This window comes from Pseudarthrobacter phenanthrenivorans Sphe3, assembly GCF_000189535.1.
Taxonomy (GTDB): Bacteria; Actinomycetota; Actinomycetes; order Actinomycetales; family Micrococcaceae; genus Arthrobacter; species Arthrobacter phenanthrenivorans.
Map to the genome: position 1 here is coordinate 3,410,171 of NC_015145.1, position 23,144 is coordinate 3,433,314.

23 protein-coding genes are annotated in these 23,144 nt (G+C 66.4%); 5 read left to right on the forward strand and 18 right to left on the reverse strand.

The genetic code is table 11. The features are described 5' to 3' along the window. Positions 1-149: 149 nt before the first annotated feature. From ccsB to ASPHE3_RS15915, 5 genes are read right to left on the reverse strand one after another with little or no spacing between them, the layout of a single operon-like run. Entirely contained in the window at positions 150-1,235 is a 1,086-nt protein-coding gene (gene ccsB, locus ASPHE3_RS15895; protein WP_013602215.1) for a c-type cytochrome biogenesis protein CcsB, read from the reverse strand. Then, positions 1,235-2,941, reverse strand: coding sequence for a cytochrome c biogenesis protein ResB (resB, locus tag ASPHE3_RS15900; protein WP_013602216.1), 1,707 nt, complete (start codon positions 2,939-2,941; stop codon positions 1,235-1,237). The genes ccsB and resB overlap by 1 nt, the downstream gene beginning before the upstream one ends. Beyond that, positions 2,941-3,696 carry a cytochrome c biogenesis CcdA family protein gene (locus ASPHE3_RS15905; RefSeq protein ID WP_013602217.1) on the reverse strand — a complete coding sequence of 252 codons (756 nt, stop codon included), beginning with the start codon at positions 3,694-3,696 and terminating at the stop codon, positions 2,941-2,943. Before ASPHE3_RS15905 ends, resB begins: the two co-directional genes overlap by 1 nt. A 7-nt stretch (positions 3,697-3,703) precedes the next feature. Beyond that, positions 3,704-4,282, reverse strand: coding sequence for a TlpA family protein disulfide reductase (locus tag ASPHE3_RS15910; RefSeq protein WP_013602218.1), 579 nt, complete (start codon positions 4,280-4,282; stop codon positions 3,704-3,706). 35 nt (positions 4,283-4,317) lie between these two features. Beyond that, complete coding sequence (locus ASPHE3_RS15915) at positions 4,318-4,998, reverse strand: histidine phosphatase family protein (protein WP_013602219.1); 681 nt, start codon at positions 4,996-4,998, stop codon at positions 4,318-4,320. A 199-nt stretch (positions 4,999-5,197) separates the two neighbouring features. Between ASPHE3_RS15915 and ASPHE3_RS15920 the strand changes: the two genes are divergently transcribed. The 3 genes from ASPHE3_RS15920 (at position 5,198) to ASPHE3_RS15930 (ending at position 7,230) form a co-directional block, all read left to right on the forward strand. Then, the gene (locus ASPHE3_RS15920; RefSeq protein WP_013602220.1) at positions 5,198-5,746 is read left to right on the forward strand and encodes a YceI family protein; all 549 of its coding nucleotides are present in this window, start codon (positions 5,198-5,200) and stop codon (positions 5,744-5,746) included. A 98-nt stretch (positions 5,747-5,844) separates the two neighbouring features. Continuing rightward, on the forward strand, positions 5,845-6,312 hold the full coding sequence (locus ASPHE3_RS15925; RefSeq protein WP_013602221.1) for a hypothetical protein: 468 nt from the start codon (positions 5,845-5,847) through the stop codon (positions 6,310-6,312). A 108-nt stretch (positions 6,313-6,420) separates the two neighbouring features. Further along, positions 6,421-7,230: a heme-copper oxidase family protein gene (locus ASPHE3_RS15930; protein WP_013602222.1), complete on the forward strand. Its 810-nt coding sequence runs from the start codon at positions 6,421-6,423 to the stop codon at positions 7,228-7,230. A gap of 66 nt (positions 7,231-7,296) precedes the next feature. On the opposite strand, the gene ASPHE3_RS15935 is transcribed toward ASPHE3_RS15930, so the two are convergent. Together ASPHE3_RS15935 and ASPHE3_RS15940 are read right to left on the reverse strand one after the other, a co-directional pair. Next, positions 7,297-7,995 (reverse strand): redox-sensing transcriptional repressor Rex, encoded by a 699-nt coding sequence (locus tag ASPHE3_RS15935; protein ID WP_013602223.1) that lies wholly within the window; start codon positions 7,993-7,995, stop codon positions 7,297-7,299. 103 nt (positions 7,996-8,098) lie between these two features. Beyond that, on the reverse strand, positions 8,099-8,353 hold the full coding sequence (locus ASPHE3_RS15940) for a glutaredoxin family protein (protein WP_013602224.1): 255 nt from the start codon (positions 8,351-8,353) through the stop codon (positions 8,099-8,101). A 124-nt stretch (positions 8,354-8,477) separates the two neighbouring features. On the opposite strand from ASPHE3_RS15940, the gene ASPHE3_RS15945 reads away from it, so the two are divergent. Then, positions 8,478-9,296 carry an HAD family hydrolase gene (locus tag ASPHE3_RS15945; protein ID WP_013602225.1) on the forward strand — a complete coding sequence of 273 codons (819 nt, stop codon included), beginning with the start codon at positions 8,478-8,480 and terminating at the stop codon, positions 9,294-9,296. Positions 9,297-9,420: 124 nt separating this feature from the next. Here ASPHE3_RS15945 and ASPHE3_RS21595 read toward each other — a convergent pair whose 3' ends face one another. The 10 genes from ASPHE3_RS21595 to ASPHE3_RS15990 form a co-directional block, all read right to left on the reverse strand. Beyond that, positions 9,421-9,519 (reverse strand): 30S ribosomal protein bS22, encoded by a 99-nt coding sequence (locus ASPHE3_RS21595; protein ID WP_003792170.1) that lies wholly within the window; start codon positions 9,517-9,519, stop codon positions 9,421-9,423. Positions 9,520-9,670: 151 nt separating this feature from the next. After that, complete coding sequence (locus tag ASPHE3_RS15950; RefSeq protein WP_013602226.1) at positions 9,671-9,883, reverse strand: helix-turn-helix domain-containing protein; 213 nt, start codon at positions 9,881-9,883, stop codon at positions 9,671-9,673. Positions 9,884-10,040: 157 nt separating this feature from the next. Beyond that, positions 10,041-11,183, reverse strand: coding sequence for a 3-deoxy-7-phosphoheptulonate synthase (locus tag ASPHE3_RS15955; protein ID WP_013602227.1), 1,143 nt, complete (start codon positions 11,181-11,183; stop codon positions 10,041-10,043). 215 nt (positions 11,184-11,398) lie between these two features. Next, positions 11,399-12,727 carry a glycoside-pentoside-hexuronide (GPH):cation symporter gene (locus tag ASPHE3_RS15960; protein WP_013602228.1) on the reverse strand — a complete coding sequence of 443 codons (1,329 nt, stop codon included), beginning with the start codon at positions 12,725-12,727 and terminating at the stop codon, positions 11,399-11,401. Positions 12,728-12,783: 56 nt separating this feature from the next. Continuing rightward, positions 12,784-13,803, reverse strand: coding sequence for an acetylxylan esterase (locus ASPHE3_RS15965; protein WP_013602229.1), 1,020 nt, complete (start codon positions 13,801-13,803; stop codon positions 12,784-12,786). Positions 13,804-13,806: 3 nt separating this feature from the next. Then, complete coding sequence (locus ASPHE3_RS15970) at positions 13,807-16,398, reverse strand: glycosyl hydrolase family 95 catalytic domain-containing protein (RefSeq protein ID WP_013602230.1); 2,592 nt, start codon at positions 16,396-16,398, stop codon at positions 13,807-13,809. Positions 16,399-16,460: 62 nt separating this feature from the next. Next, positions 16,461-17,918, reverse strand: coding sequence for a rhamnulokinase (locus tag ASPHE3_RS15975; protein WP_013602231.1), 1,458 nt, complete (start codon positions 17,916-17,918; stop codon positions 16,461-16,463). After that, positions 17,915-19,951: a bifunctional rhamnulose-1-phosphate aldolase/short-chain dehydrogenase gene (locus ASPHE3_RS15980; RefSeq protein WP_013602232.1), complete on the reverse strand. Its 2,037-nt coding sequence runs from the start codon at positions 19,949-19,951 to the stop codon at positions 17,915-17,917. Before ASPHE3_RS15980 ends, ASPHE3_RS15975 begins: the two co-directional genes overlap by 4 nt. Positions 19,952-19,957: 6 nt before the next feature. Then, the gene (gene rhaI / locus ASPHE3_RS15985) at positions 19,958-21,124 is read right to left on the reverse strand and encodes an L-rhamnose isomerase (protein WP_013602233.1); all 1,167 of its coding nucleotides are present in this window, start codon (positions 21,122-21,124) and stop codon (positions 19,958-19,960) included. Between the two features lie 89 nt (positions 21,125-21,213). Further along, the gene (locus tag ASPHE3_RS15990) at positions 21,214-21,561 is read right to left on the reverse strand and encodes an L-rhamnose mutarotase (RefSeq protein WP_041652287.1); all 348 of its coding nucleotides are present in this window, start codon (positions 21,559-21,561) and stop codon (positions 21,214-21,216) included. Between the two features lie 153 nt (positions 21,562-21,714). Between ASPHE3_RS15990 and ASPHE3_RS15995 the strand changes: the two genes are divergently transcribed. Then, entirely contained in the window at positions 21,715-22,737 is a 1,023-nt protein-coding gene (locus ASPHE3_RS15995; RefSeq protein ID WP_013602235.1) for a LacI family DNA-binding transcriptional regulator, read from the forward strand. A 15-nt stretch (positions 22,738-22,752) separates the two neighbouring features. Here ASPHE3_RS15995 and ASPHE3_RS16000 read toward each other — a convergent pair whose 3' ends face one another. Next, positions 22,753-23,130, reverse strand: a complete 378-nt coding sequence (locus ASPHE3_RS16000; RefSeq protein WP_013602236.1) for a DUF7793 family protein — start codon at positions 23,128-23,130, stop codon at positions 22,753-22,755. Positions 23,131-23,144 lie beyond the last annotated feature (14 nt).

The window sequence follows — 23,144 nt, forward strand, 5'->3', positions numbered from 1 at the left end:
ACCTCAGGAAAAACTGTTGTCTCGCCTGCAAGCTTCATCACTGGCGAACGTCACCAAGGTAGCACCACGGCCGGACGGCGAACACCCCTATTGCTACACCGAATTGTTATTTTCCGTGAGCGGTCCGCCGGATCGGAAGAAACCCCTGCTCAGAGGCCTGAGTACGAGTGCAGCCCGTTGAAAAACTGGTTCACGATGGTGAAGTTGAAAATGACACAAAGGTAGCCGACAATCGAGAGCCAGGCAGCCCGGGTACCCGTCCAGCCGCGGGTGGCACGGGCGTGGAGGTAGCCTGCGTAGACCACCCAGATCACGAAGGTCCACACCTCTTTGGTGTCCCAGCCCCAGAACCGTCCCCACGCCTTTTCCGCCCAGATGGCACCGAACATCAGGGTGAAGGTCCAGCCGATGAAGGCGATCGCGTTGATGCGGTAGGACAGGTTTTCCAGGCTCAGGGCAGAGGGCACGAGGCGCATGAAACCCAGCTTGTCCGCCCCGCCCGCGGCCACCGTTTTCTGGCGGTGGGACTGGACCAGCTGCAGCGCGGACATGGCAAACGTCAGGGTGAAGAGCGCCGAGGAGAGCACGGCGATGGACACGTGGATGATCAGCCAGTAGCTCTGCAGCGCGGGAACCAGGTGGCCCACCGGCGTCCAGTACGCCACGGAGGCGGCAACCAGCATGATGATGGCCAGGCCCACCACGAAGGTGCCCAGGAAGCGCAGGTCGCGGCGGACCAGCACCAGCAGGAACACAGCCACCGCCACGAACGCGCCGGTGGTGAGGAACTCGTACATGTTGCCCCAGGGCACCCGGCCGGCGCCCAGGGCGCGGGTGACCACGCCGGCGCCGTGGATCAGCGCGCCAAGGATGGTCAGGGCCACCGCAACCCGCGCCGGAGCGCGTCGTTCCGCGGCATACCGCATGTCCGCGTCGGCGGTGGCGGCTCCCCCGCCTCCTGCGCCGGACAGAGTGGCAGTGGACGACGACGGTCGTTCAGCCCGGTCAGCAGGCCCGGCAAGGTGCGCCTCGCTGCGGGCGCCCGCTCCGGCAGCTACCGGCACCCGCCCGGCTTCGCCGGCCTGGGCGGCCTTGAGGTCGATCGCGCGCAGGGCCTTGCTGCTCTTGGCCAGGTCCCACGCGAAAGCGATAAAGGCCACCGTGTAGGTGCCCGCGGCCAGCAGCATGAAGAGTTCGCTGTACTGGCCCATGATTTCGTTGATTCCGTACGGCATTACTGGTCCTTTTCGGGCCCGGTGGGGCCTGCTGGGGTGGTGGGTGAAGAAGTAGTTGCGGCCTGTTCCGGGTCCAGCTGCCATTCGTCGGCCAGCAGCTTCCGGAGGGCTGCCGCTTCGGCGGCAAGCCGGTGGTCTTCGCCGCGGGCCAGGAGCCCGTATTCAACCATGGTGCGCCCGTCCTCGTGGGTGCCTGTCCGGACCCACACGCGGCGGCGGTTGACGTAGAGCGAGAGGATCAGGCCCGCCACGGCCAGCAGCGCGAAAATCAGGGCGTAGAGCTGGCCGGGGTTGTGGTGGATGTCCACGCCGATGTAGCGCTTGACGCCGTCGAAGCTGATGGTGCCCTTGCCGTCGGGCAGGGTATAGCTGGTCCCGGGCGTCAGGGTGATGCCGCCGGCGTCGAGGTTGCGGGCGTTCAGCGGGGTGAGGTCCTGCACATCGAGTTCGAACACGTTCTGCGGGGCGCCGTCGTCCAGGCCGAGGTCGCCGTAATAGGAGTTGAGCGTCAGCTGCGGGTTGAAGAGCTCCGGGTCCCCGCTGAAGGAGACGCCCTCGTCGGTGACGAAGGCCGTGGGCAGGAAGAAGCCCGCGAAGCCCAGCTGGTCCGGCCGGGCGTCGGGAACCTTGATCACCACGGAGGAGTAGTAGTTGTCACCCTGCAGTTTGGCCACCACCGGGCCCTGCATGGCCACGTTGCCTGCACCGTCCCGGATGGTGACCACGGGGGCGTAGCCGTTGCCGGTGAGGTAGATGCTGGTGCCGCCCAGGGTAATGGGGTCGTTGACCTTCAGGATTTCCTGCCGGGCGGGGGAATCCGGGTTTTCCTTGGTGGTCACAGCGGCGGAAAAGTCGATGGGCTGGCCGAACTTGCCCTCGGACTCACGGTCGAAGGTGATGTCGAACTTGTCCAGCTGCACCGAATAGGGCTGCAGCTGGCTGGACTGGAAGTTGGTGCCGGGATTGAACTGGTCGTAACCCACCAGGGTGTTCACGAACGTGTCCCCCTCCACCAGGATGCGCTGCCCGCTGTAGCCGAACAGGCCGCCGGCGGCCACCGAAACCAACACTCCGATGAGCGAAGTGTGGAAGACGAGGTTGCCTACTTCCTTCAGGAAGCCGCGCTCGGCTCCCAAAGACGGCCGCGCGCCGTCGTCGTCCCTCACTTCCACGCGGTAGCCGCGCTTCTTCAGCAGTCCGGCGGCGCTGTGGATGGCGTCCGACGCCGGGAGCCCGGCCCCGGCGGGAATGACCATGGTGCCGTACTCCGGAAGGCGGGACAGGCGTTTGGGGGTGCGCGGCGGCTGGGACCGCATGGCTTTGTAGTGGGCGATGGCGCGGGGCACTACGCAGCCGATCAGCGAGATGAACAGCAGCAGGTAGATGGCCGAGAACCAGGCCGAGGAGTAGACGTCGTACAGCTGCAGGGAGTCCAGCAGCTTGCCGTAGTCCGGGTTGTCCTTGATGTATTGGGTGACCACGGACGGGTTGGCGGGCCGCTGCGGGAAGAGCGAACCCGGGACTGCCGCCACGGCCAGGAGCAGCAACAGGAACAGCGCGGTACGCATGCTGGTCAGCTGGGTCCACGCCCAGCGCAGCATCTCCTTGGGGCCCAGCGCCGGCAGGGCAGCCTCTGCCTTGGCTTCAGCCAGTTTGCCGTCCACCGGGGCGGACTGCTTGTTCTCTATGTTCACGCGCTCGCTCATCAGATCGGCAACTTCACATCGGTTTGGAACCAGTACTGGAGTTCGGTCACCCAGGTTCCCCAGACGCCGCTTGCCATCAGGAGCCCGAGCACCACCAGGATGCCGCCGCCGGTCCGCTGGATGGCCAGCCGGTGCTTGCGGAAGAAGGCCATCACCCCCATGCCCCGGCGGAGCGCCAGGGCGATCAGGAGGAACGGGATGCCCAGGCCCAGGCTGTAGACAAAGGCCAGGAACGCGCCCTTCGCGGCCGAGGAGCCGCCGGAGAGGCTCAGGAGCTGGACGGCGGAGTAGGTGGGGCCGATGCAGGGGGCCCAGCCCAACCCGAAGGTGAGGCCCAGCAGCGGAGCTCCCCACAGCCCGGCGGGCGGCTTGGCGTGGATCTTGGCGTCACGCTGCAGCCAGCTGAAGCCGCCCATGAACACGATGCCCATGATGATCACCAGGACGCCCAACAGCTGGGTGATCCAGGCGTTCTGGGATCCGGTGATGAGCGTGCCAAGCTGGCCGAAGGCGCCGCCGAGGAGGACGAAGATCACGGAGAAGCCCAGGACGAACAGGCCGATGCCCAGCAGCATCCGGCCGCGCTTCTGCTTCTCCAGGTCCACTCCGCTCAGCCCGGTGACGTAGCCCAGGTAGCCGGGCACCAGGGGCAGGACGCACGGGGACAGGAAGGAAACCAGTCCGGCCAGCAGGGCCACGGGAATGGCGAGCAGGAGCGAGCCGTTCAGGATGGCTTCGGCAAAGGGGCTGTTCACGGGTCCGCTACTCTGCCACGGCCGCAGCGATGAGGGCCTTCAGGGTGCCTTTTTGGACTTCACCCAGCACGCGCGACGCCACGCGGCCCTGCTTGTCCAGCACCAGGGTGGTGGGGACGGCGCCCGGCGGCACCAGCCCGGAAACGGACAGCAGGACGCCGCCGTCCTTGTCGTCAAAGCTGGGGTAGGTCAGGTTGAAGGTCTTCTCGAAGGCCTCGGCGGTGGCTTTCTCGTCGCGGAGGTTGACGCCGAAGAACTGCACGCCCTGGTCCTTGAACTCCTGGTGGAGCTCCTCGAGGATGGGGGCCTCCACCCGGCAGGGGGCACATGCGGCGAACCAGAAGTTCAGGACTGTCACCTTGCCCTGGAAATCGGCCGGCGCCACTGGGGTGCCGTTGAAGAGGGTGCCGCTGATCTGGATGGCGGATTTCCGGTCCCCTGCGGCGAACTCGGTCACGGACCCGTCCCCGGCCACGTAGTTTTTGTTGTCCCCGGCCCGGGCCTGCTTGGCCAGGGCATCCTCCTGGGCGCAGCCCGAAAGGCCAACCGTCAGCGCAGCGAGGGCGAGTCCGGCGGCTGCAAGCATGCTTCTGCGGGACGTGGTCTTACTGTCGGTCACAACTAGGCTCCAGGGGTGCTTGCCGCACCCGGAAGAAGGGAAGCCGCCGGCTCGCTGTACTGCACGCGCAGAAGCGTGCCGTCGTCGTCGAACACCAGCGACGTGATGGATGTCAGGGTGCACTCGCGTTTCCGCGGGTCATGCCAGAGGGGTTTGCCTTCGGCGCTCAGGCGGGTGGCCCAGATGGGCAGCTGGTGGCTCACCATGATCGCCTCGGGACCGTCCGCGCCGAAGTCCCCGGCCGCCAGTTCAATGGCACGCAGGCGCGCCGCCTGCACTGCCGCCATGACGCGCTCAGCCTGCTTCTTATAAGGCTCGCCCCAGGAGGGCCGGAGCGGGTTGACCAGCCGGGGCCAGTGCTTGGGGCGGCGCAGTTCGGCCTTGGTGACCTTCATGCCCTCGAAGTAGTTTTCCGCTTCGATGATCCGCTCGTCCGTGTGGATCTGGAGGCGCAGGGCGTCCGACGTCGGCCGTGCAGTTTCCTGCGCGCGGTCAAGCGGGGAGGCGGCCAGGTAGGTGATCCGGGCGCCGGCCGCAGCGCGGCGGCTGAAGTGCTCGGCAAGCATGCGCGCCATCTCCTGCCCCAGTTCGGAGAGGTGGAATTCGGGCAGCCGTCCGTACAGAACGCCGTCAGGATTGTGGACCTCGCCGTGGCGGAGCAAATGGACAGTGGCTTGGGGCATGTTTACCAGTTTCTCAAAGATGGCGTGCGATCCGAAATCTTCTACAAGGAGTAGAACTGAACTTTGTGAAGAAATGTTCCGGAATCGGGAACAAAAGATGCAAATGCATGTTTATAGTAGATGCAGCAGTTAGTTGAGTCTTCAACAGATGAAGCTTCAATTCCACCCGACAAAGGCAAACCACAGAAGGAGCACCATCATGGCACTTCCCGCAGACGTCACCACCGGCACCTGGACCCTGGACAACTCGCACAGCGAGATCGGCTTCACCGTCCGCCACGCCGGCATCAGCAAGGTACGCGGCCAGTTCAAGGAAGCGGAAGCCACCCTGGAACTCGCCGAGAACGTGGCCGATTCCAAGATCAACGCCACCATCAACACCGCCAGCTTTGACTCCGGCGACGTAAACCGCGACGGCCACGTCAAGGGGGAGGACTTCTTCGACGTGGAGAAGTTCCCCGAGATCTCCTTCGTCTCCAACGGCCTGGTGGCCAAGGGCAACAGCTACGAGCTGGCCGGGGACCTCACCATCAAGGGCGTTACCCGCCCCGTCACCCTGGAAACCGAGTTCAATGGCGTTGCCGTGGACCCCTTCGGCAACACCCGCGCCGGCGTCTCCGCTGAAACCACCATCAGCCGCAAGGATTTCGGCCTCACCTGGAACGCCGTACTTGAGGCCGGCGGCGTCCTGGTCAGCGACAAGGTTGCCATCAACCTCGAACTCGCTTTCATCGCTCCTGCAGCGTAAGCAGCTACTCCTTAACGATGCCCCACCCCGGCACCGCTTCCATGCGGCGCCGGGGTGGCCGCGTTTAAACGTACGACGGCGGTACTACAGTGAACGCCATGAGCTACCCTTCCGGCCCGCGACAGGGCGCCCTGAATGCGCTGTTTTCGGTGGCAGGCCGCCCGACGGAAATCAAGGTCTCGTTCTGGATCTGGTTCATCGGAGGCTTGCTGGGCATGCTTGGCGGGTTCCTGGGAATGCTGGCATCCCTGGTGCTTTTTTCTGCGGCGCCCTCCGCAGCAGCCGCCGTCGTTACCCTGATGCTGCTGGCGGCCGCGGTGGGGGTTGCCCAGATGGTCCTCGCAGTCAGGATGAAAGCCGGCAGGAACTGGGCCCGGCTGGCATTGACGGCCCTCTCCGCAGCCATTCTGGTCCTGGGGGTGGCCAACGCTGCGATTGGCACGGGCCAGGCCGGGAACTGGATCGCCTTCCTTGTCAGCCTGGTTGCCGCGGTGCTGCTTTGGCTGCCCGGCTCCCGGGCATTTTTTGCGGCAGCAGGAAGGCGCGGGAATACCTCTTCGGAATGACCCCCAAGCGGCCCGCCCGGGGGTACGGTGGACTTAAGCCATGCTGGGGGTAGGGGAACAGGACTAGTCCCGGCAGACCTGGAAACCCGACATGCAAAAGGACCGCTCATGAGTACTCCCCCCGTCCCGCCTCCCGTTCCCAACGATCCCGAGTCCGGCGGCCAGGCTCCCCGCTACGGCCAGAACGCCCCGCAGTACGGCCAGCAGTCGGGAGCCCCGCAGTACGGGCAGAACGCACCGCAGTACGGGCAGTCCGGAACGCCCGAGTACGGCCAGAACCCTCCGCAATACGGCCAGTCCGGCGCTCCCCAGTACGGGCAGAACGCCCCGCAGTACGGCCAGAACCCGCCGCCGGCACCCGGCTACGGGCAGCAGCAGTTCGGCCAGTCGCCGTATGGCCAGTCCCCCTATGCGCAGTATCCGTCGGAGCAGCCGCAGCCGTCCGGGAGCGCCGGCGTCCCCCAGCTGGTCAACATCTCCTTCTGGCTGCTGATCGCTTCGGCCGCCATCTTCGTGGTGTCCATGCTGACCGGGCTGACCACGCTGGATGACCCCATGTTCCGCAATGCCTTTGAGCAGCAGGTTGAAGGTACCGGGGCCGGCGTCACCTACGAGGACATGAAGGGCGTCATCGCCGGCACACTGGTGGTGTTCGCCATCATCGGCCTGGCCCTGTACCTGCTGGTGGCCTTCTTCGTCCGCAAGGGCAAAAACTGGGCCCGCATCCTGGGCACCGTCTTCGCGGGGCTTTCCGTTTTCGGCCTCTTTGGCCCGCCCAGCCTTGCCACCATCGGAACGCTGCTGGGGATTGCCGCGATTGTGCTGCTCTACCTGCCAGCCGCCGCTCCCTATTTCCGGAAGCAGCAGCCGTTCGCCAACCCGTACGGCGGCGGCTTCGGCAACCCGTACGGCCGGTAACAGCAGCACGGACCAGCAGAAGTAACCACCCCTGCGGGCGTGGGCAACGGAACTGCCGCCAGGTACCTAGGCGGTCTGCTCCGGAGCCTGCGCCCGTTGTGCGTGGTAGGCCAGGATCTGCAACTCGGTAGCCATGTCCACTTTGCGGAGGTTGACTCCCTCCGGCACCTGGAGCATCACGGGGGCAAAACTGAGGATGCTGTGGACGCCGGCCGCCACCACGCGGTCACAGATATCCTGCGCCACGGCGGCCGGCAGGGCCAGCACCACCATGTTCGCCCCGGTCCGGTGCAGCACGGCTTCCATGTCCGCCACGTCGCTGACGCGCAGCCAGCCCACTTCGTTGCCCACCACCATCTGGTCCGCATCAAAGATGGCCACGACGTCGAACCCGCGGGATTCGAAGCCGCCGTACCGCGCCAGGGCCTTGCCCAGGTTGCCGGCGCCAACGATCGCCACTTTCCAGTCGTGGGTGAGGCCGAGGGCGGCGGCTATGTGCCGGCTCAGGTACTGCACCTCATAGCCCACACCGCGGGTGCCGTACGAACCCACGTGGGACAGGTCCTTGCGCAGGGTTGCGGAACTGACGCCGGAGGCCTCGGCCAGGGATTCGGAGGAGACGCGTTCCACGCCCTCGGCGAGGAGGGTATTAAGGGCACGCAGGTAGAGCGTCAGCCGGGCCACAGCAGCAGGTGGTATCTGCTTGGCCTCGGGGGCCGCCGGCAGGTCCGGGACAGCCTGGGGGGTTGAATCCAGCGAAGCCACCAGCCCCTCCCTCGCATCGCGTTGTGACTCCACTCTAGGGCCCCACCGGCGATGCCAACAAAGCAGATGACTCCGGCGTGCGCGCCATCACGGTGCTGCTCCCCTACTGCGCCATGGCCCGCTGGAGCACGCGCTCCAGCCGGGCTTCGTCGATCTTCCAGAAATCCCGCTGCACGCCATCCACCAGCACAACGGGGATTTCCTCCGCGTACCGGTCACGCAGTTCCGGTTGGTTGTCCACCAACTCTTCCGTCCACTCAAGTCCCAGGGACGCGGTAACCCGCCCCACGGCGTCGCGCGCCTCTTCACAAAGGTGGCAGTCTGCTTTGGTGATGAGGACAACGCGGGGTGTTGGCATGGCTTAACGGTAGCCCCGTTCGCCGTCCCCGGCGACGCCCGCGCCACTACACGGCGCCAGCCACTCCGCGCTGCAATGGACGATCCGCAGGGGAACGGACGGCGTATTGACTAGACTCGACTCCATGCCCGAGGAGAAATACGTCGCCGTAGTCACCAAGCCGGTTGCTGCGCCGCAGCCGGGCGAGGCGGCGTTCTTCGATGTGGACAACACCCTGATGCGCGGAGCCAGCCTCTTCCACGTTGCGCGCAAGATGCATCAGCGCGGCGCGTTCACCATGGCCCAGGCTGCCGGTTTCGCCTGGAAACAGTTCAAGTTCGTGGCGCGCGGCGAGAATATCGACGACGTCCATGCAGTGCGCGACTCCGCCCTGACCCTTGCCGCCGGGATCACTGTTGACGACGTCAAGGCCCTCGGTGAAGAGGTCTACGACGAGATGATCGCCTCCAGGATCTGGCCCGGGGCAAAGGCCCTGGCCGAGCAGCACCTCCGCGTTGGCCGGCGGGTCTGGCTGGTGACGGCAACCCCCATCGAGGTGGCCACGGTGATCTCGTCCAGGCTTGGACTCACCGGAGCCCTGGGGACGGTGGGCGAAATATCCGAGGGCATGTACACGGGCCGGCTGGTGGGAGACATCCTGCATGGCTCCGCCAAGGCTGTAGCTGTCCAGGGCATCGCGGACGCTGAGGACCTGGACCTTAGGCGCTGCTGGGCCTACAGCGACTCCTACAATGACATTCCGCTGCTGTCCCTGGTGGGACACCCGGTGGCCATCAACCCTGATGCCCGCCTGCGCCGGCACGCCCGGGACCGCAACTGGCCTGTCTACGACTTCCGTGCCGGACGCCGGGCAGCCACCTTCGGACTCAAGGCGGCCACGGCCGGCGGTGCCGTTTACGGGCTGTGGAAGGGCTTCGCCCGCATCCGCGGCCCCCGCATCTAGGTAGCGCCAAGTGTCGTTCTGGGCGCCCAAAACGACACTTGGCGCTACCTAGTTGGGTGGGGGGACACAGAAATGCCCGCCACCTCGGAAGGCGGCGGGCATTTCCACGCTGTTGGAAGTATCTCTACTTCTTGTTGCGGCGCTGGTGACGGGTCTTGCGAAGCAGCTTGCGGTGCTTCTTCTTGGCCATACGCTTGCGACGCTTCTTAATAACTGAACCCACGAAAGTTCCTTACCAAACTAGATGCAGTACCTGTCTGATGGAAATTGTTCGTGGACAGAGCTACGAACTGAACAACTGACAGATTCTTACAATGACGTAAAACGTTCTTTAACAGGGTACCGCTTCCCGGAGGCGGCTCAGGACAGCCTGGTCAGGCGGTCTCTGTGTGGCCGTCCACAACAGCACCCTTAAGGTACTGTTCCACGGCCTTTTCCGGAACCCGGTAGGAGCGCCCGAACCGCACCGCCGGCATCTCGCCGGAGTGGACCAGCCGGTACACGGTCATCTTGGAGACGCGCATGACCTGGGCTACTTCAGCCACGGTCAGGAACTTCGCGTTGGAGAAGTTCTGTTCTGCCGACATTTCCCTATATTCCTTTGCTGACGGATGGACAACAGTGACCCCAGGTACGTGCCAATGCGGTGTTCCGATGCTGAGCCATCCACCAACCACCTATCTAGATACTCTAGATGTTCCTGTGGCAGAAGTGAAAGTAGTAGGGTCCCCCTAATTGGCTCCCCTATTTCCCGGCCCGACGCTTGCGCGCCGACGCCGCCAGCTGGCCCAGGACCGAGGCGGAAACATCCCAGTCCATGCAGGCGTCCGTGACGCTCTGGCCGTACACCAGCTCCGACCGGCCGGCTGCGTGCAAGGCAACGTCGAGGTTCTGGGCGCCGCCCACCAGGAAGCTTTCCAGCATGACCCCCGCAATGGCCTGCGCGGAGGCGCCCCCGTCCTCGAGCTGGGCACCGATTTCCAGCGCAACCTCCGCCTGGCGGTGGTGGCTCTTGCCGCTGTTGGCGTGGCTGGCGTCCACGATCAGGCGCGGGTTCAAGTGTTTGCCGGCCAGCTTTGCGGAGGCAGCCTCGACGTCGGCGCTTGAGTAGTTGGGCCCCTTGCGTCCGCCGCGGAGGATCACGTGGGTGTCGGGGTTTCCGGCGGTGGCCACCAGCGCGGCCCTGCCGTCGCCATCGATGCCAAGGAAGGCCTGGGCCGCCCCCGCCGCACCGCAGGCGTCGATGGCCACCTGGAGGTCGCCGTCGGTGCCGTTCTTGAAGCCGATGGGCATGGACAGTCCGGAGGCGAGCTGCCGGTGGATCTGGCTCTCGGTGGTGCGGGCCCCGATGGCTCCCCACGAGATCAGGTCGGCCATGTACTGCGGGCTGATGGGCTCCAGGAACTCCGTGGCGGTGGGCAGTCCCAGCGCGGTGACCTGCTGCAGGAAGTGGCGGGCGGTACGCAGTCCGGTCACCATGTCGTGGCTGCCGTCCAGCCGCGGATCGTTGATCAGGCCCTTCCAGCCCACGGTTGTGCGGGGCTTTTCGAAGTACGTCCGCATGACGATCAGGAGGTCTTCCCTGTGCTTTTCGGCCTGGCTGACCAGCCGCCGGGCGTATTCCAGCCCCGCCTTGGGGTCGTGAATGGAACACGGGCCCACAATCACCAGCAACCGGTCGTCAACGCCGTCCATGATGGCGCGGACTTCGTCGCGGCCGCGTTCGACGACGCCCGCCAACCGGGCGTCCAGCGGCAGTTGGGCGATGAGTTCCTGGGGCGTGGGCAGCGCAGTGAATTCGCTGACCCGCAGGTTCGACGTCGGTTGCGCGGCCTGGGTGCCGGCGGCGTTGCTTGCTGTGACGTGTGCTGCTGTTGCTGTGCTCATGTTCGGGTCCTGTTCCAGATGGGAAGCGGGCCCGGATCAGAACCCGCCGGAGAAACGGCGAAGGGCAGAGAATAATCTCTGCCCTGTTGGCTCTGAAGGAAAGTTGGATGCGTGTCAGTTAGACGCGGGCCCCTCCAGAGCCAACGAAAAATACGCATACCAACGGTTTGTCATGCCATGAACCATAGCGCCGGGCAGCTGCCCACGCAAAACTGTTACGTGGCATCACGCGACAGGGTGGCCACCAGTTCGGCATGCTTCTGGTCCGTCAGCCGGTACCAGTGCATAATCCCCACCGAGGCCAGCACCAGGGCACCGGGCAGCAAGCCGGCCGCGGCGCGGATGGCCAGGGTGGCTTGACCGGACTGCTCCTGCAGCCCGGAAGCGTAGCCACCCCAGGCCAGCGAGAAAGCGACCAGGCCGGCGCCGAATCCCATGCCCAGCTTCCGGGTGGCGGCCAACAGCGCGTAGTTGATTCCCTGCACCCGGACCCCCGTTTTCCACTCGCCGTATTCAACAGTGTCGGCGATCAGGGCCCAGGTCACGATGCTGGCCGACGCCGAGGCAAGGAGCCCCAGGATGAGGCCGGCCACACCAACCAGCGGTGCACCCGTCGGAGCCAGGAAGACCAGCACGCCGCCCAGGACCCCCAGGCTGGCCCCGCCGCTGTAGACAGCACGTTTACCCCAGCGCGCCACCGGACGGGGAATAAGGACGGCCAACGCGAGGGTGATAACCACCTGCGCGGCCGCCATGACCGGAAACAGGTCCACCCTGCCCAGCACATCGCGGAGGTAGTAGAACTGGGCTGCTCCAGTGGCGGACGTGCCGGTGACAAACAGGATTGAACTCACGCAGAGGACCACCAGCGGCGAGTTGGCTTTCAGCGCCGCCATGCTCTGGCCCATGGTGATCCTGGGGACTCTGCCGGGAACCTGCTCAACACAGACAGCGCCCGTGAAGGCATAGAGGGCGGAACCCACAACCGCGAACGCAACAGTCAGCCAGGTGAAAATCTGCTGCATGTCCTGCCCTGCACCCAGCAGCGGGGCTATGAAGAAGCCAAGCGTTGCACCCACGGACAGCCCGCCGATGGTCCGCGCCCCTCCCAGGCGCGCCCGGTCCCTGGCATCCCGGGTCATGGCCCCTACCAGGCAGCCGTACGGAACGTTCACCATGCTGTAGGCCACGCAGACCAGCCCGTAGGTGCAGTAGGCGTAGAGGAGTTTCAGGGACGGCTCAACATCCGGGACGTGAAACACCGCAACGCTCAGCAGCATGGGGACGAAGCCGAACATGAGGAACGGCCGGAATTTACCCCACCGCCTGCTGTGTACCCTGTCCACGATCCGTCCGGCCGCAATGTCCGTGAAGGCGTTGAAGACCCGTAACAGCAGCAGCAACGTGCCGGCCGCGGCCGCCCCGATCCCCGCCACATCCGTGTAGTAGACCAGCAGGAACATGTTTCCGGTACTGATGATCATGCTGTTGGCGGCGTCGCCGGCTCCGTAGCCGAAAACGCTGAGCCTGCTAAGTCTCTTCATTGCTTCCTTGTGCCCAACCGGGTGAGAAACCGTTTTCTCACCCCTGCAGAAGGAACTTACCCCAAAATTTTGCGCAGAAACAGCAACTGCCGGATCCAGTGGTGTTCCTGGCCGCCCTCGTGGTTGTTGAACCTGTACACCTCAATGTCCTTGACAGCGCCGGTACCTGAGGAGCCGTCCGCTCCGGAACCGTAGGCGTTGAAGCTGGCAAAAACGGTGGACGGCGGGCAGATGTCGTCCATCTGGGCAGCCGAATACAGCGCAGGTGCCGTGGCCCACCGGGCCAGGTTGACGCCGTCAAAATAGCGGAGAACTGCGAGCGCGGCGTCATACCGGTCCCGGTGCCGGGCGAGGAACTGGGCGATTTCCGGGTATGGTCCGCCCGGAGTGATGTCGATCGCGCGGGGGAAGTCCTGCAGGAAGGGCACGTCCGGCAGTGCGGCGATGACGCCGTCGAGCCTTCCGGCTACGAGCCCCGCGACGGCCACCACGATGCCCCCGCCCTGGCTGACCCCGGCGAGCACCACGCGGGAGGGGTCGACGGCGGGATGGGAGCCGGCCGCTTCCACCGCCCGGAAGGCGTCCGCGTAGACGCGCCGGTAGTAGTAGTCCTCCCGGCTTCCAATGCCCCTGGTCATCAGGCCGGCGTGGGCGACGTCCCCGGCAGACGGGTGCGGGTCGGGCGTCTCGCCCAGGGTGAAGCCGTAGCCCTGGCCACGGGTGTCCATGATGAAGTGCGCGTAGCCTGCCTGTGCCCACCGGGTGTCCTGGTTGACCAGCCCGCGCCCGCCGGAATACCCCACGTACTGGACCACTACCGGCAGGGCGGCATCCGGTTCCCGGTGGGCAGGCAGGTGCAGCCAGCCCTTGACGGGTGCACCGCCGTAGCCTGCAAACGTCACGTCGAAGGTGTCGATGACGGACAGGTAGTTTTCCACCGGTTCAAAGGTGGCGGCCAGGGGAAAAGAGCGCACTTCCGCAAGGGTGGCATCCCAGAATTCGCCCAGGTCCTCCGGCGGCGTGACCTCCGAGGAGTACGAGCGGAGCTGGGCCAGGGGGAGGTCAAAGAGTGGCATGGGCTATCCAATCATGGGGGTTGGTGCACCGCGATGGGCGGTACTTTCAGTGGTGGTGGTGGAGTCAGTGGCGCGGGACTCTTCCAGGAGCAATGTCCCTGCGGGCGAAACGGTCAGGACTGCCGCCGTCCCGGGGCGCAACCGGACGTCCTGCACTGCGGTGCCGTGCCGGACCAGGACCCTCCGGTGTTCGCCGGTTGCCAGCCTTGCGCGGACCAGCCGCCCGTCCTGCCAGCCCAGGTCCACCTCCACTCCCGGCCGCGCACGAAGCCCCGCGGCCCGGCCGGCGGGCAATTCGGCGGGCAGCGCGGGCAGCAGCTCAATCTCATGAAGCCCGTCCACGAGGCGGTGGCTCTGGAGCAGGCACTCGGCCAGGCCCGCAACAAACCCGAGGTTCCCATCGATCTGGAAGGGCGGGTGGGCGCCGAAGAGGTTGGGGTAGAGCCCCCCGCTCTGCCCGCCACGGGGCGTGGACATGTCCCGGAAAAAGAGCCGGAGAAGGTCGCTGACCTTTTCCGGCTGGCGCAGCCGTGACCGGAGCAGGATCTTCCAGGCCAGGGACCATCCGGTGGCTTCGTCGCCCCGGCCGTCCAGGCTGGCCCGGACCGCCGCCTCAAGTTCCGCGGAGAGGGGCGTGTCCCCGGGGTAGGCGAGGTAAAGGTGGCTGACGTGCCGGTGCCCCGGTTCCCACTCTTCCGGATCAGCCAGCCACTCCCGAAGCTTGCCGTCCCGTCCCGGTTCCGGTGCGGGCAGCCGCGGCAGGGCACGCCGGGCTTCGTCGAGCACCGGATCAGCATCCATGCCGAGGTCCCGGCCGAGGGCGTCCAGCATCCTGAAGACGTCACCGGTGAGGGTGAGGTCCATGGTGGACGATTGGGCAACGGAACCCTGGATCCGCCGGCCGGAGGACGGGTCAACGGCGGCAAAAGTGTTCTCGGGGGACGTGGACGGGCCGGTTCCCAGGGAGCCGTCCGGCAACTCGGCCAGCAGGTCCAAGGCGAATTCGGCGGCGCCGCGGATGGCAGGCCAGGCTGCATCCCGGGCAAAACCGGCCTTGTCCCGATCCACGGTCGCGGCACCGAACTGGAGGTGCTCCCACAGATGCCGCACCAGCCACAGCCCCGCCATCGGCCAGTAGGACCATTCAGGCGAGTGGGCGCCGTGGCCCACCGGCTTGGCGTAGGCCCAGATATCGGAGTTGTGGTGCACGGTCCAGCCGCGTGCCCCGTAGTACTCCCGGGCCACCGCCGCCCCGGTTACCTGCATGGCCTCGATGAGGGCAAAGAGGGGTACCACGCACTCTGCCAGCCCAGTCGGTTCAGCCCCCCAGTAGTTCATCTGGAGATTGATGTTGGTGGTGTAGTTGGAGCTCCACGGCGCCGGGAGCTCAGCGTTCCAGAGGCCTTGCAGGTTGGCGGGCACCCCGCGCCACGCACTGCCCTTCCCGGAGCCGGCCGGTCCCGGCCGCGAGCTGGAAATCAGCAGGTACCGGCCATAGTTGAAGAGCAACGCGGCCAGGCCGGCGTCAGCCGCCAGCGGCCCGCCGGGGTGGGCGTTCGCCGCCAGCAACCGCCTCCCGGTATCCGTACCCTCCCAGGCTGGAACATCAAGCTCGATTTGGGCGGCCCGGTACAACCGGGAATGGCTTTCCTGGTGCCGCTCCTTCAGGGTGCTGGGGCTGGCGGCGTGCGCCAGCTCCAGGACCCCACGGGCCTCGGCCGCGGCGCTGGCGGCGTCACCCGCCGGGTGGCGGCCCAGCCCGGCGAACGTGGTCGCTGCGGTGACAAAGACGTCGGCACGCCGGACGCCTGTGGCGGCCAGGCCGCCGTAGTGCCCTGCAGTGCCACCCGGTGCATCAACATCCTGGCCGTCGTGCGCCCAGGAGACCGCCGCTGCCCCCTGCAGGCTGAGGGATTCGTCCTCGGAGTACTCCACCAGCCCGCCGTCGTGGGCCGGTGCTGCGTCGGAGGGCAGTTTCAGTTCGAGCGAACACGTGCCGCGGTCCTCGGTCCGGCGGAGGACCCGGAGGGGAGAGTCCAGGCGCAATGAAAGGTTTACGCCTTCGGGCGCATCGGCCAGCAGGGAGATCACCAGCACCGACGGATCGTGGCTGATGAAGGCCTCCACCCGGACGGCGTGGCCCTCAAGGCAGTACGTGTTCGTGCTGACCGCCGTGGCAAGGTCCAGCCCCCGGTGATAGTCCGACGGCCGCCCTGCGGCAGGTCCCGCCGTGGGAGTGGCAGCCGGCGCCGCCGTGAGGTGCAGGTCCACGAACGGTAGATACGCCTGGGAGTGCCGGTGCTGCAGCCCCTTGAGGGTTTCGGCAGCACCGGCGAAGTCGCCGGAACTGATCAGGCGCCGGCTTCCGCTGAGGATCCGGTCCGCCTCCTCCCGGCTGAAGACGGGCTCCCGGTCCTGGCTGTGCGGTGATCCGGACCAGGCGGATGAGTCGTTGAGCTGGAACCGGTGGCTCATCCCGCCGTTCGCCGGGCTGCCCCCGAACACCATCGCGCCATGCCTGCCATTTCCCAATGGCAGTGCTTCCAGCCACTCGGCGGCCGGGGCGTCATAGGCGAGGCGGTGTTCTGCGGACATGGGTTCAGATCCTAGGGCTGGCCGGCGGACAAGGGAAGGTCCAACCACGTGGTGAGCAGCAGCTACAGCCGTGAGAGTTCCGGCATGAACTCCTGCAGGTCGTGGCCGTGCACCACGAGCCGCCGGAGTTCTGCGAGCCCGCCTGCCACCGCTCCGGCGGCCCGGGCCTGCACCAGGACGTTGCCCAGTGCCGTCGCCTCCACGGGTCCTGCCACCACTTTCCTGCCCGTCGCGTCCGCCGTGAGCTGGCAGAGCAGCTTGTTCTGGGAACCGCCGCCCACCACGTGCACCACATCGACGGCCCGGCCGGCGAGCCGCTCGGCGTCCCGGATCGTCCGGGCGTAGCCGGCGGCCAGGCTGTCCATGATGCAGCGGGTGATGGCCGCCGGATCGTCGGGCAGTATGTCGCCGCTGCGCCGGGCGGCCGCGCGGATCCGGTCCGGCATGTTGTCCGGGGCGATGAAGTAGGAGTCGTCGGGGTTGACCTGGGGTCCGCCCGGCGGCAGTGCGGCCGCCGCGGTGAGCAGCGCCGACAGTTCCGGCTGGAACCCTTCCTGCGCCCACGTCCGCTGGCATTCGCTGAGGAGCCAGAGGCCGCCCATGTTGCGAAGGTAGCGGATGGTGGCGTCCACACCGCGTTCGTTGGTGAAGTTCGCCTCGCGGCTGGCTTCGGTGAGGACGGGATGCTTCAGTTCCAGGCCCACCAAGGACCAGGTGCCGGAGGAGATGTAGGCGAAGTCCTCCTCCTGCGCGGGAACGGCAGCGACGGCGGAGGCGGTGTCGTGCGAGCCCACGGCCACCACCGGCGTGTCCTGCGGCAGTCCCACCTGCGCAGCGATCTGCGGTAGCAGCTTGCCCACGGTTTCACCCGGCTGGATGAGCGGCGGGAACAGGTCCTTCCGCAGTCCCAAGGCGGTGAAGAACTCGGTGGCCCACTCCCCCGCCACGGCGTCGAACAGTCCGGTGGTGGAGGCGTTGGTCGCCTCGGTCCAGCGCTGCCCGGTGAGCAGGAAGGCGATCAGGTCCGGGATCAGCAGCGCCTGCAGCCCGCTGAGGTCCGGTTCGGCGCCAAGCTGGTAGATGGTGTTGAACTGCAGGAACTGCAGGCCTGTGGTGCCGTAGAGGCGCGCGGGGTCCAGTTCCCGGTGGACGGGTTCGACGGCGGTCCGGCTGCGGTCATCCCGGTAGCTGAACGGCTGGGCCACCAGCCCACCCGCGCCGTTGACCAGCCCGTAGTCCACCGCCCACGTGTCGATGCCGATACTGGCGATCCGTTCACCCTGCACCGCGGCAACGGTGGCCGCCGCTGAGAGACCCCTGAGCACCTCGGCGAAGAGGGCGTCGAAGTCCCAGCGCAGGCCGCCGTCGATCTCCGCTACCCCGTTGGGGAAGCGGTGCACCACTTCCAGCCCCACGCCGCCGTCACCGACCCGGCCCAGGATGACCCGGCCGGAGGAGGCGCCGATGTCGACGGCGGCAAACACCTTGCCGCCGTCGACATCGCCAAACGACGTGCTCATCGCAGGAAGGCTGCGGCCACTCCGGCGTCCACGGGGATGTGCAGGCCGGTGGTGTGGGACAGTTCGTTGCTGGTGAGGACGGCGGCGGCGTTGGCCACGTGCTCGGGCAGGACCTCGCGCTTGAGCAGGGTGCGCTGGGCGTAGTACTCGCCCAGTTTCTCCTCGTCCACGCCATACACGGCGGCGCGCTTGGCGCCCCAGCCGCCGGCGAAGATCCCGGAGCCGCGGACCACGCCGTCGGGGTTGATGCCGTTGACGCGGATGCCGTGCTCCCCCAGTTCCGCCGCGAGGAGGCGGACCTGGTGGGCCTGGTCCGCTTTGGTGGCGGAGTAGGCGATGTTGTTGGGGCCGGCGAACACGGAGTTCTTGGAGGAGATGTAGATGATGTCCCCGCCCATGCCCTGGGCAATCATCACCTTGGCTGCGGCTTTGGCCACCAGGAACGAGCCCTTGGCCATCACGTTGTGCTGCAGGTCCCAGTCCTTTTCGGTGGTTTCCAGCAGCGGCTTGGAGATGGACAGGCCTGCGTTGTTGACCACCAGGTCCACGCCGCCGAACGCCAGCACGGCGGCGTCGATCGCGGCAGCGACCTGGGCCTCGTCCGTCACGTCAGCCTGGACACCGACGGCAACGTCCGGGCCGCCGAGTTCTTCGGCGACCTTTTCGGCGTTCTCCAGGTTCAGGTCCGCGATGACCACGCAGGCGCCTTCGGCGGCGAGGCGGGTGGCGATGGCCTTGCCGATCCCGGAGGCCGCACCCGTCACCAGGGCGATGCGGGTGGCGTGTGACTTGGGCTTGGGCATCCGGGCCAGCTTGGCTTCCTCCAGCGCCCAGTACTCGATCCGGAACTTCTCGGATTCCTCGATCGGCGCATAGGTGGAGATCGCCTCGGCCCCCCGCATCACATTGATCGCGTTGATGTAGAACTCGCCGGCCACCCGGGCGGTCTGCTTGTTGGCGCCGAAGGAGAACATGCCCACGCCCGGGACCAGCACAATGGCCGGGTCAGCCCCGCGCAGCGCGGGGGAATCGGCGTCCGCATGGCGGTCGTAGTAGGCCTGGTAGTCCTTCCGGTACTCCACGTGCAGTTCCTGCAGCCGGGCGATGGAGTCCTCGACGGACGCGTCGGCGGGCAGGTCCAGGATCAGCGGCTTGACTTTGGTGCGCAGGAAATGGTCCGGGCAGGAGGTGCCCAGGGCGCCCAGGCGCGGGTGCTCGGCGGCTTCCAGGAAGTCCAGGACGACGGCGTCATCGCTGAAGTGCCCCAGCTGCGGCTTGTCCGTGGAGGCCAGTCCGCGGATCACCGGTGCGAGCGCGGCGGCCTTGGCTTTCCGCTCGGCCTCCGGCAGCGCGCCGTAACCGGGCAGGCTGGGACCGAAGGGTTCGGCCTTGCCGTTCTCCTTGATGTACTTCTCGGCCTGATCGATGATCCACAGCGAGTTCTGCTCGGCTTCTTCGCTGGTGGCGCCCCAGGCGGTGATGCCGTGGCCACCCAGGATGGTGCCGACCGCCTGCGGGTTGGCTTCCTTGATCGCGGCGATGTCCAGGCCCAGCTGGAACCCGGGACGGCGCCACGGAACCCAAACCACCTTGTTGCCGAAGATCTTTTCCGTGAGCGCTTCGCCCTCCGCCGCCGTCGCAATGGCGATGCCGGAGTCCGGGTGCAGGTGGTCCACGTGCGCGGCGTCCACCAGGCCGTGCATGGCGGTGTCGATGGAAGGTGCGGCGCCGCCCTTGCCGTGCAGGCAGTAATCGAAGGCGGCCACCATCTCGTCCTCGCGGTCCACGCCCGGGTAGACATTCTTCAGCGCGTTCAAACGGTCCAGGCGCAGCACCGCCAGGTTCTCGGCCTTCAGCGTGCCAAGGTCACCGCCGGAGCCCTTGACCCACAGCAGCTGGACATCCTCGCCCGTGACCGGGTCTTTCTCGATGCCCTTCGCGGAGGTGTTGCCGCCAGCGAAGTTGGTGTTCCGCTTGTCCGCGCCCAGGCGGTTGGAACGGGTAATCAGGTCTTCAACAGTCTTGTTCGTCATGGCTTTTCAGGCGCCCCATCCGGCTTGCTGGCCGCCCACGCGGTCCTCGTTGATCTTCTTCTGGTAACCGCTGGCCTTGAAGGCGGCCAGCGGGTCCGCGGGCAGCCCGCGGGATTCACGCCACTCGGCCAGGACCGGCCGGACGTCGGTGTAAAACGCGTCGTTGAATACAGCATTGGCTGCCAGGACATCGCCTGCACGCTGCGCCTCATTCAGGGCTGCGGTGTCCACCAGCAGCGCCCGGGCGGTCATTTCCTGCACGTTCAGCACAGAGCGGATCTGGCCCGGGATCTTTTCCTCCAGGTTGTGGCACTGGTCCAGCATGAGGGCAACGCCCGAGTCCTTGCCGTACCCGCCGCCGCGAATCACCTCGTGCATGATGCGGAAGAGCTGGAACGGATCGGCGGCACCCACGATGAGGTCGTCGTCGGCATAAAAGCGCGAGTTGAAGTCAAAGGAACCAAGCTTGCCCAGGCGCAGCAGCTGCATCACGATGAACTCGATGTTGGTGCCCGGGGCGTGGTGGCCGGTGTCCAGGCAGACGAAGGCCTTCTCGCCCAGGGCCAGGGTCTGCGCGTAGGACGTGCCCCAGTCCGGAACGTCCGTGTGGTAGAAAGCGGGCTCGAAGAACTTGTACTCGAGCACCAGCCGCTGCTCCTCACCCAGGGCGGCGTAGATCTCTTGCAGGGACTCGGCCAGGCGGTCCTGCCGGCCGCGCATGTCGTCCTGGCCCGGGTAGTTGGTGCCGTCAGCCAGCCAGATCTTCAGGTCCTTCGAGCCTGTGGCGTGCATGATCTCAATGCAGTCCAGGTGGTGGTCAACAGCCCGGCGCCGGACGGCCTCGTTTGACGAGGTCAGGGAGCCGAACTTGTACTCGTCATCCTGGAAGGTGTTGGAGTTGATGGTTCCAAGTCCAACACCCAGGCCGGCGGCGTACTCCTTCAACGCGGCGTAGTCATCCACCTTGTCCCACGGGATATGCAGGGCAACCGTGGGGGCCAGGCCGGTGAGTTCGTGGACCTTGGCAGCATCCGCAAGCTTCTCCTGCACGGTACGCGGGGTGCCAGGCGTGCCGAACACCCTGAAGCGCGTACCGGAATTTCCATAGGCCCACGAAGGGACCTCGATGGCAAGCTCCTCGAGCCTGCCCAGCGCCGTTGCTACGTCATTCATGATGGTTCTTTCCGGTGTTGTGATGCTGTTGGTCTGTCAGTTGACCGCTGCCCCGCTGCTGGAGCCTGTGGTGTTTCCAGCCGGCCGGCTCAGGAAGAAGACGGTTGCGCCGCTGCCAGCTGGCTGTCGAGGTTGAAGACTTCCTCAAGGACCTGGAACCCTTCATCGGGAGCCTGGCCGGAGTCTTCGAAGAGGGTTGCCATTTCCGCCTGCCAGCGGGCGTTGACCTCCGTCAGCGCCATGCGTGCGCGGGCAGCATTGAAGTCGTCGCATTCCACGTAGCCCACCAGGAGCCCGTCCTCCGCAAGGAACAGCGAGTAGTTGTTCCAGCCGGCGTCCTTGAGCGCGCGCAGCATCTCGGGCCACACGGCGGCGTGGCGCTCGCGGTATTCATCGATCAGCGCCGGCTGAACCGATGAGCGGAAGCACACCCTCATCTTTGGACTCTCCTGAACTCGCGGAATGTTTGAATCGTTTCATTGTTACGATTCAAAGTACTCTTGGATATGAGTAGGTGTCAAGCATTCCGGCAACGGGTTCACAGCCGAGGGCGGAACGCAGCGGCACTCCGCACGCCAGCACGGAGAATCATGAATCGCTCAGCCAGTATCAAGGACGTCGCCAACCATGCCAGCGTGGCGGTGGGCACGGTGTCCAACGTGCTGAATTATCCGGACAGGGTGTCACAGCGGACCAAGGACCGGGTTCTGAAAGCCATCGACGAGCTCGGCTTCGTCCGTAACGACGCCGCCCGCCAGCTGCGCGCCGGCCACAGCCGCACCATTGGCCTGATTGTCCTGGACGTGGGCAACCCGTTCTTCACCGCGGTAGTGCGCGCGGCCGAAGATGCCGCCGCGCTGCACGGCAGCGCCGTGCTCCTGGGCGACAGCGGGCACGACGCAGGCCGCGAGGCCAACTACATCGACCTTTTCCAGGAGCAGCGGGTCCAGGGCCTGCTGATTTCACCCGTGGGTGACGTGACGGAGCGGCTGGACCTCCTCCGCGAGCGCGGCGTTCCCACCGTCCTGGTGGACCGGCTGGCTGACGAGGCAAAGTTCAGCTCAGTGGCAGTGGACGACGACGCCGGCGGGTACCTGGCCGCGCGGCACCTGCTGGACACCGGACGCCGTCGGCTCGCCTTTGTGGGGGGCTCCACCTCCATCCGGCAGGTGGCTGACCGCCTGCAGGGCGCGCAGCGCGCCGTCAAGGAAGAACCCGACGCCACCCTTGAAGTGCTGGCGGCCGAAGGGATGACGGTACTGGCCGGCCGCAGCGTGGGGAACACCCTGGTGGAACGGGGCCGGGAAGAGCTGCCGGACGGCATCTTCTGCGCGAACGACCTCCTGGCGCTGGGGGTCATGCAGTCCCTGACCATGACGCACACGTTCCGCATTCCCGAGGATGTTGCCCTGATTGGCTACGACGACATCGACTTCGCGGTATCGGCCGTGGTTCCGCTGTCGTCCATCAGGCAGCCCACGGAGGCGCTCGGGCGCACGGCCATCGAACTCCTCGCCGAAGAGGTGGAATCCCAGAACCCCACGCACCGGGCGGTGGTGTTCACGCCGGAGTTGGTGGTCCGGCAAAGCACACGGACCCCGCCCGCCGGCTGATAGGGCAGGCGCCTGCTAGGTATCCGCCTGCTGCAGCCACTTCATGGACTCGGTCCGGGAGGTGAAAAAGCGGGTAGGGCACGGCGGGATATGAACGCCCAGGAAGAAGTTCGCGATGATCCGGTCAACGGGACTCGCTCCCAGCAGGGCGATCCGGTTCGCGGCGCACGGGATGGAAAATACCGAGCGGGCCTCCCGGGTTACCGCCTCGGTGGTGGCCATGTCCACCAGCATCGGGTAGGTGCTGTCCCCTGCGATCCGGTTGACGGCGGCCATGGCCGCCCGGGCGTCCTGCTGTTCTATCCGGACGTTCGGCTCCCAAATAAGGTGGACGATGCCGTCCGGACGCAACTCCACCGTCCCCTTGCCGCCGTCGACAATTTCCGGCTCCATAACCTTGCTTCCCT

Bases quoted from the DNA above. Each gene is read 5' to 3' on its own strand.
- ASPHE3_RS15920 (WP_013602220.1), top strand. From the start codon at position 5,198: ATGGCACTTCCCGCAGACGTCACCACCGGCACCTGGACCCTGGACAAC.
- rhaI (WP_013602233.1), bottom strand. From the start codon at position 21,124: ATGAATGACGTAGCAACGGCGCTGGGCAGGCTCGAGGAGCTTGCCATC.
- ASPHE3_RS16000 (WP_013602236.1), bottom strand. From the start codon at position 23,130: ATGGAGCCGGAAATTGTCGACGGCGGCAAGGGGACGGTGGAGTTGCGT.
- ccsB (WP_013602215.1), bottom strand. From the start codon at position 1,235: ATGCCGTACGGAATCAACGAAATCATGGGCCAGTACAGCGAACTCTTC.
- ASPHE3_RS15910 (WP_013602218.1), bottom strand. From the start codon at position 4,282: ATGCTTGCAGCCGCCGGACTCGCCCTCGCTGCGCTGACGGTTGGCCTT.
- ASPHE3_RS15980 (WP_013602232.1), bottom strand. From the start codon at position 19,951: ATGACGAACAAGACTGTTGAAGACCTGATTACCCGTTCCAACCGCCTG.
- resB (WP_013602216.1), bottom strand. From the start codon at position 2,941: ATGAGCGAGCGCGTGAACATAGAGAACAAGCAGTCCGCCCCGGTGGAC.
- ASPHE3_RS15990 (WP_041652287.1), bottom strand. From the start codon at position 21,561: ATGAGGGTGTGCTTCCGCTCATCGGTTCAGCCGGCGCTGATCGATGAA.
- ASPHE3_RS15970 (WP_013602230.1), bottom strand. From the start codon at position 16,398: ATGTCCGCAGAACACCGCCTCGCCTATGACGCCCCGGCCGCCGAGTGG.
- ASPHE3_RS15945 (WP_013602225.1), top strand. From the start codon at position 8,478: ATGCCCGAGGAGAAATACGTCGCCGTAGTCACCAAGCCGGTTGCTGCG.
- ASPHE3_RS15960 (WP_013602228.1), bottom strand. From the start codon at position 12,727: ATGAAGAGACTTAGCAGGCTCAGCGTTTTCGGCTACGGAGCCGGCGAC.
- ASPHE3_RS15930 (WP_013602222.1), top strand. From the start codon at position 6,421: ATGAGTACTCCCCCCGTCCCGCCTCCCGTTCCCAACGATCCCGAGTCC.
- ASPHE3_RS15940 (WP_013602224.1), bottom strand. From the start codon at position 8,353: ATGCCAACACCCCGCGTTGTCCTCATCACCAAAGCAGACTGCCACCTT.
- ASPHE3_RS15955 (WP_013602227.1), bottom strand. From the start codon at position 11,183: ATGAGCACAGCAACAGCAGCACACGTCACAGCAAGCAACGCCGCCGGC.
- ASPHE3_RS15965 (WP_013602229.1), bottom strand. From the start codon at position 13,803: ATGCCACTCTTTGACCTCCCCCTGGCCCAGCTCCGCTCGTACTCCTCG.
- ASPHE3_RS15915 (WP_013602219.1), bottom strand. From the start codon at position 4,998: ATGCCCCAAGCCACTGTCCATTTGCTCCGCCACGGCGAGGTCCACAAT.
- ASPHE3_RS15995 (WP_013602235.1), top strand. From the start codon at position 21,715: ATGAATCGCTCAGCCAGTATCAAGGACGTCGCCAACCATGCCAGCGTG.
- ASPHE3_RS15950 (WP_013602226.1), bottom strand. From the start codon at position 9,883: ATGTCGGCAGAACAGAACTTCTCCAACGCGAAGTTCCTGACCGTGGCT.
- ASPHE3_RS15975 (WP_013602231.1), bottom strand. From the start codon at position 17,918: ATGAGCACGTCGTTTGGCGATGTCGACGGCGGCAAGGTGTTTGCCGCC.
- ASPHE3_RS15925 (WP_013602221.1), top strand. From the start codon at position 5,845: ATGAGCTACCCTTCCGGCCCGCGACAGGGCGCCCTGAATGCGCTGTTT.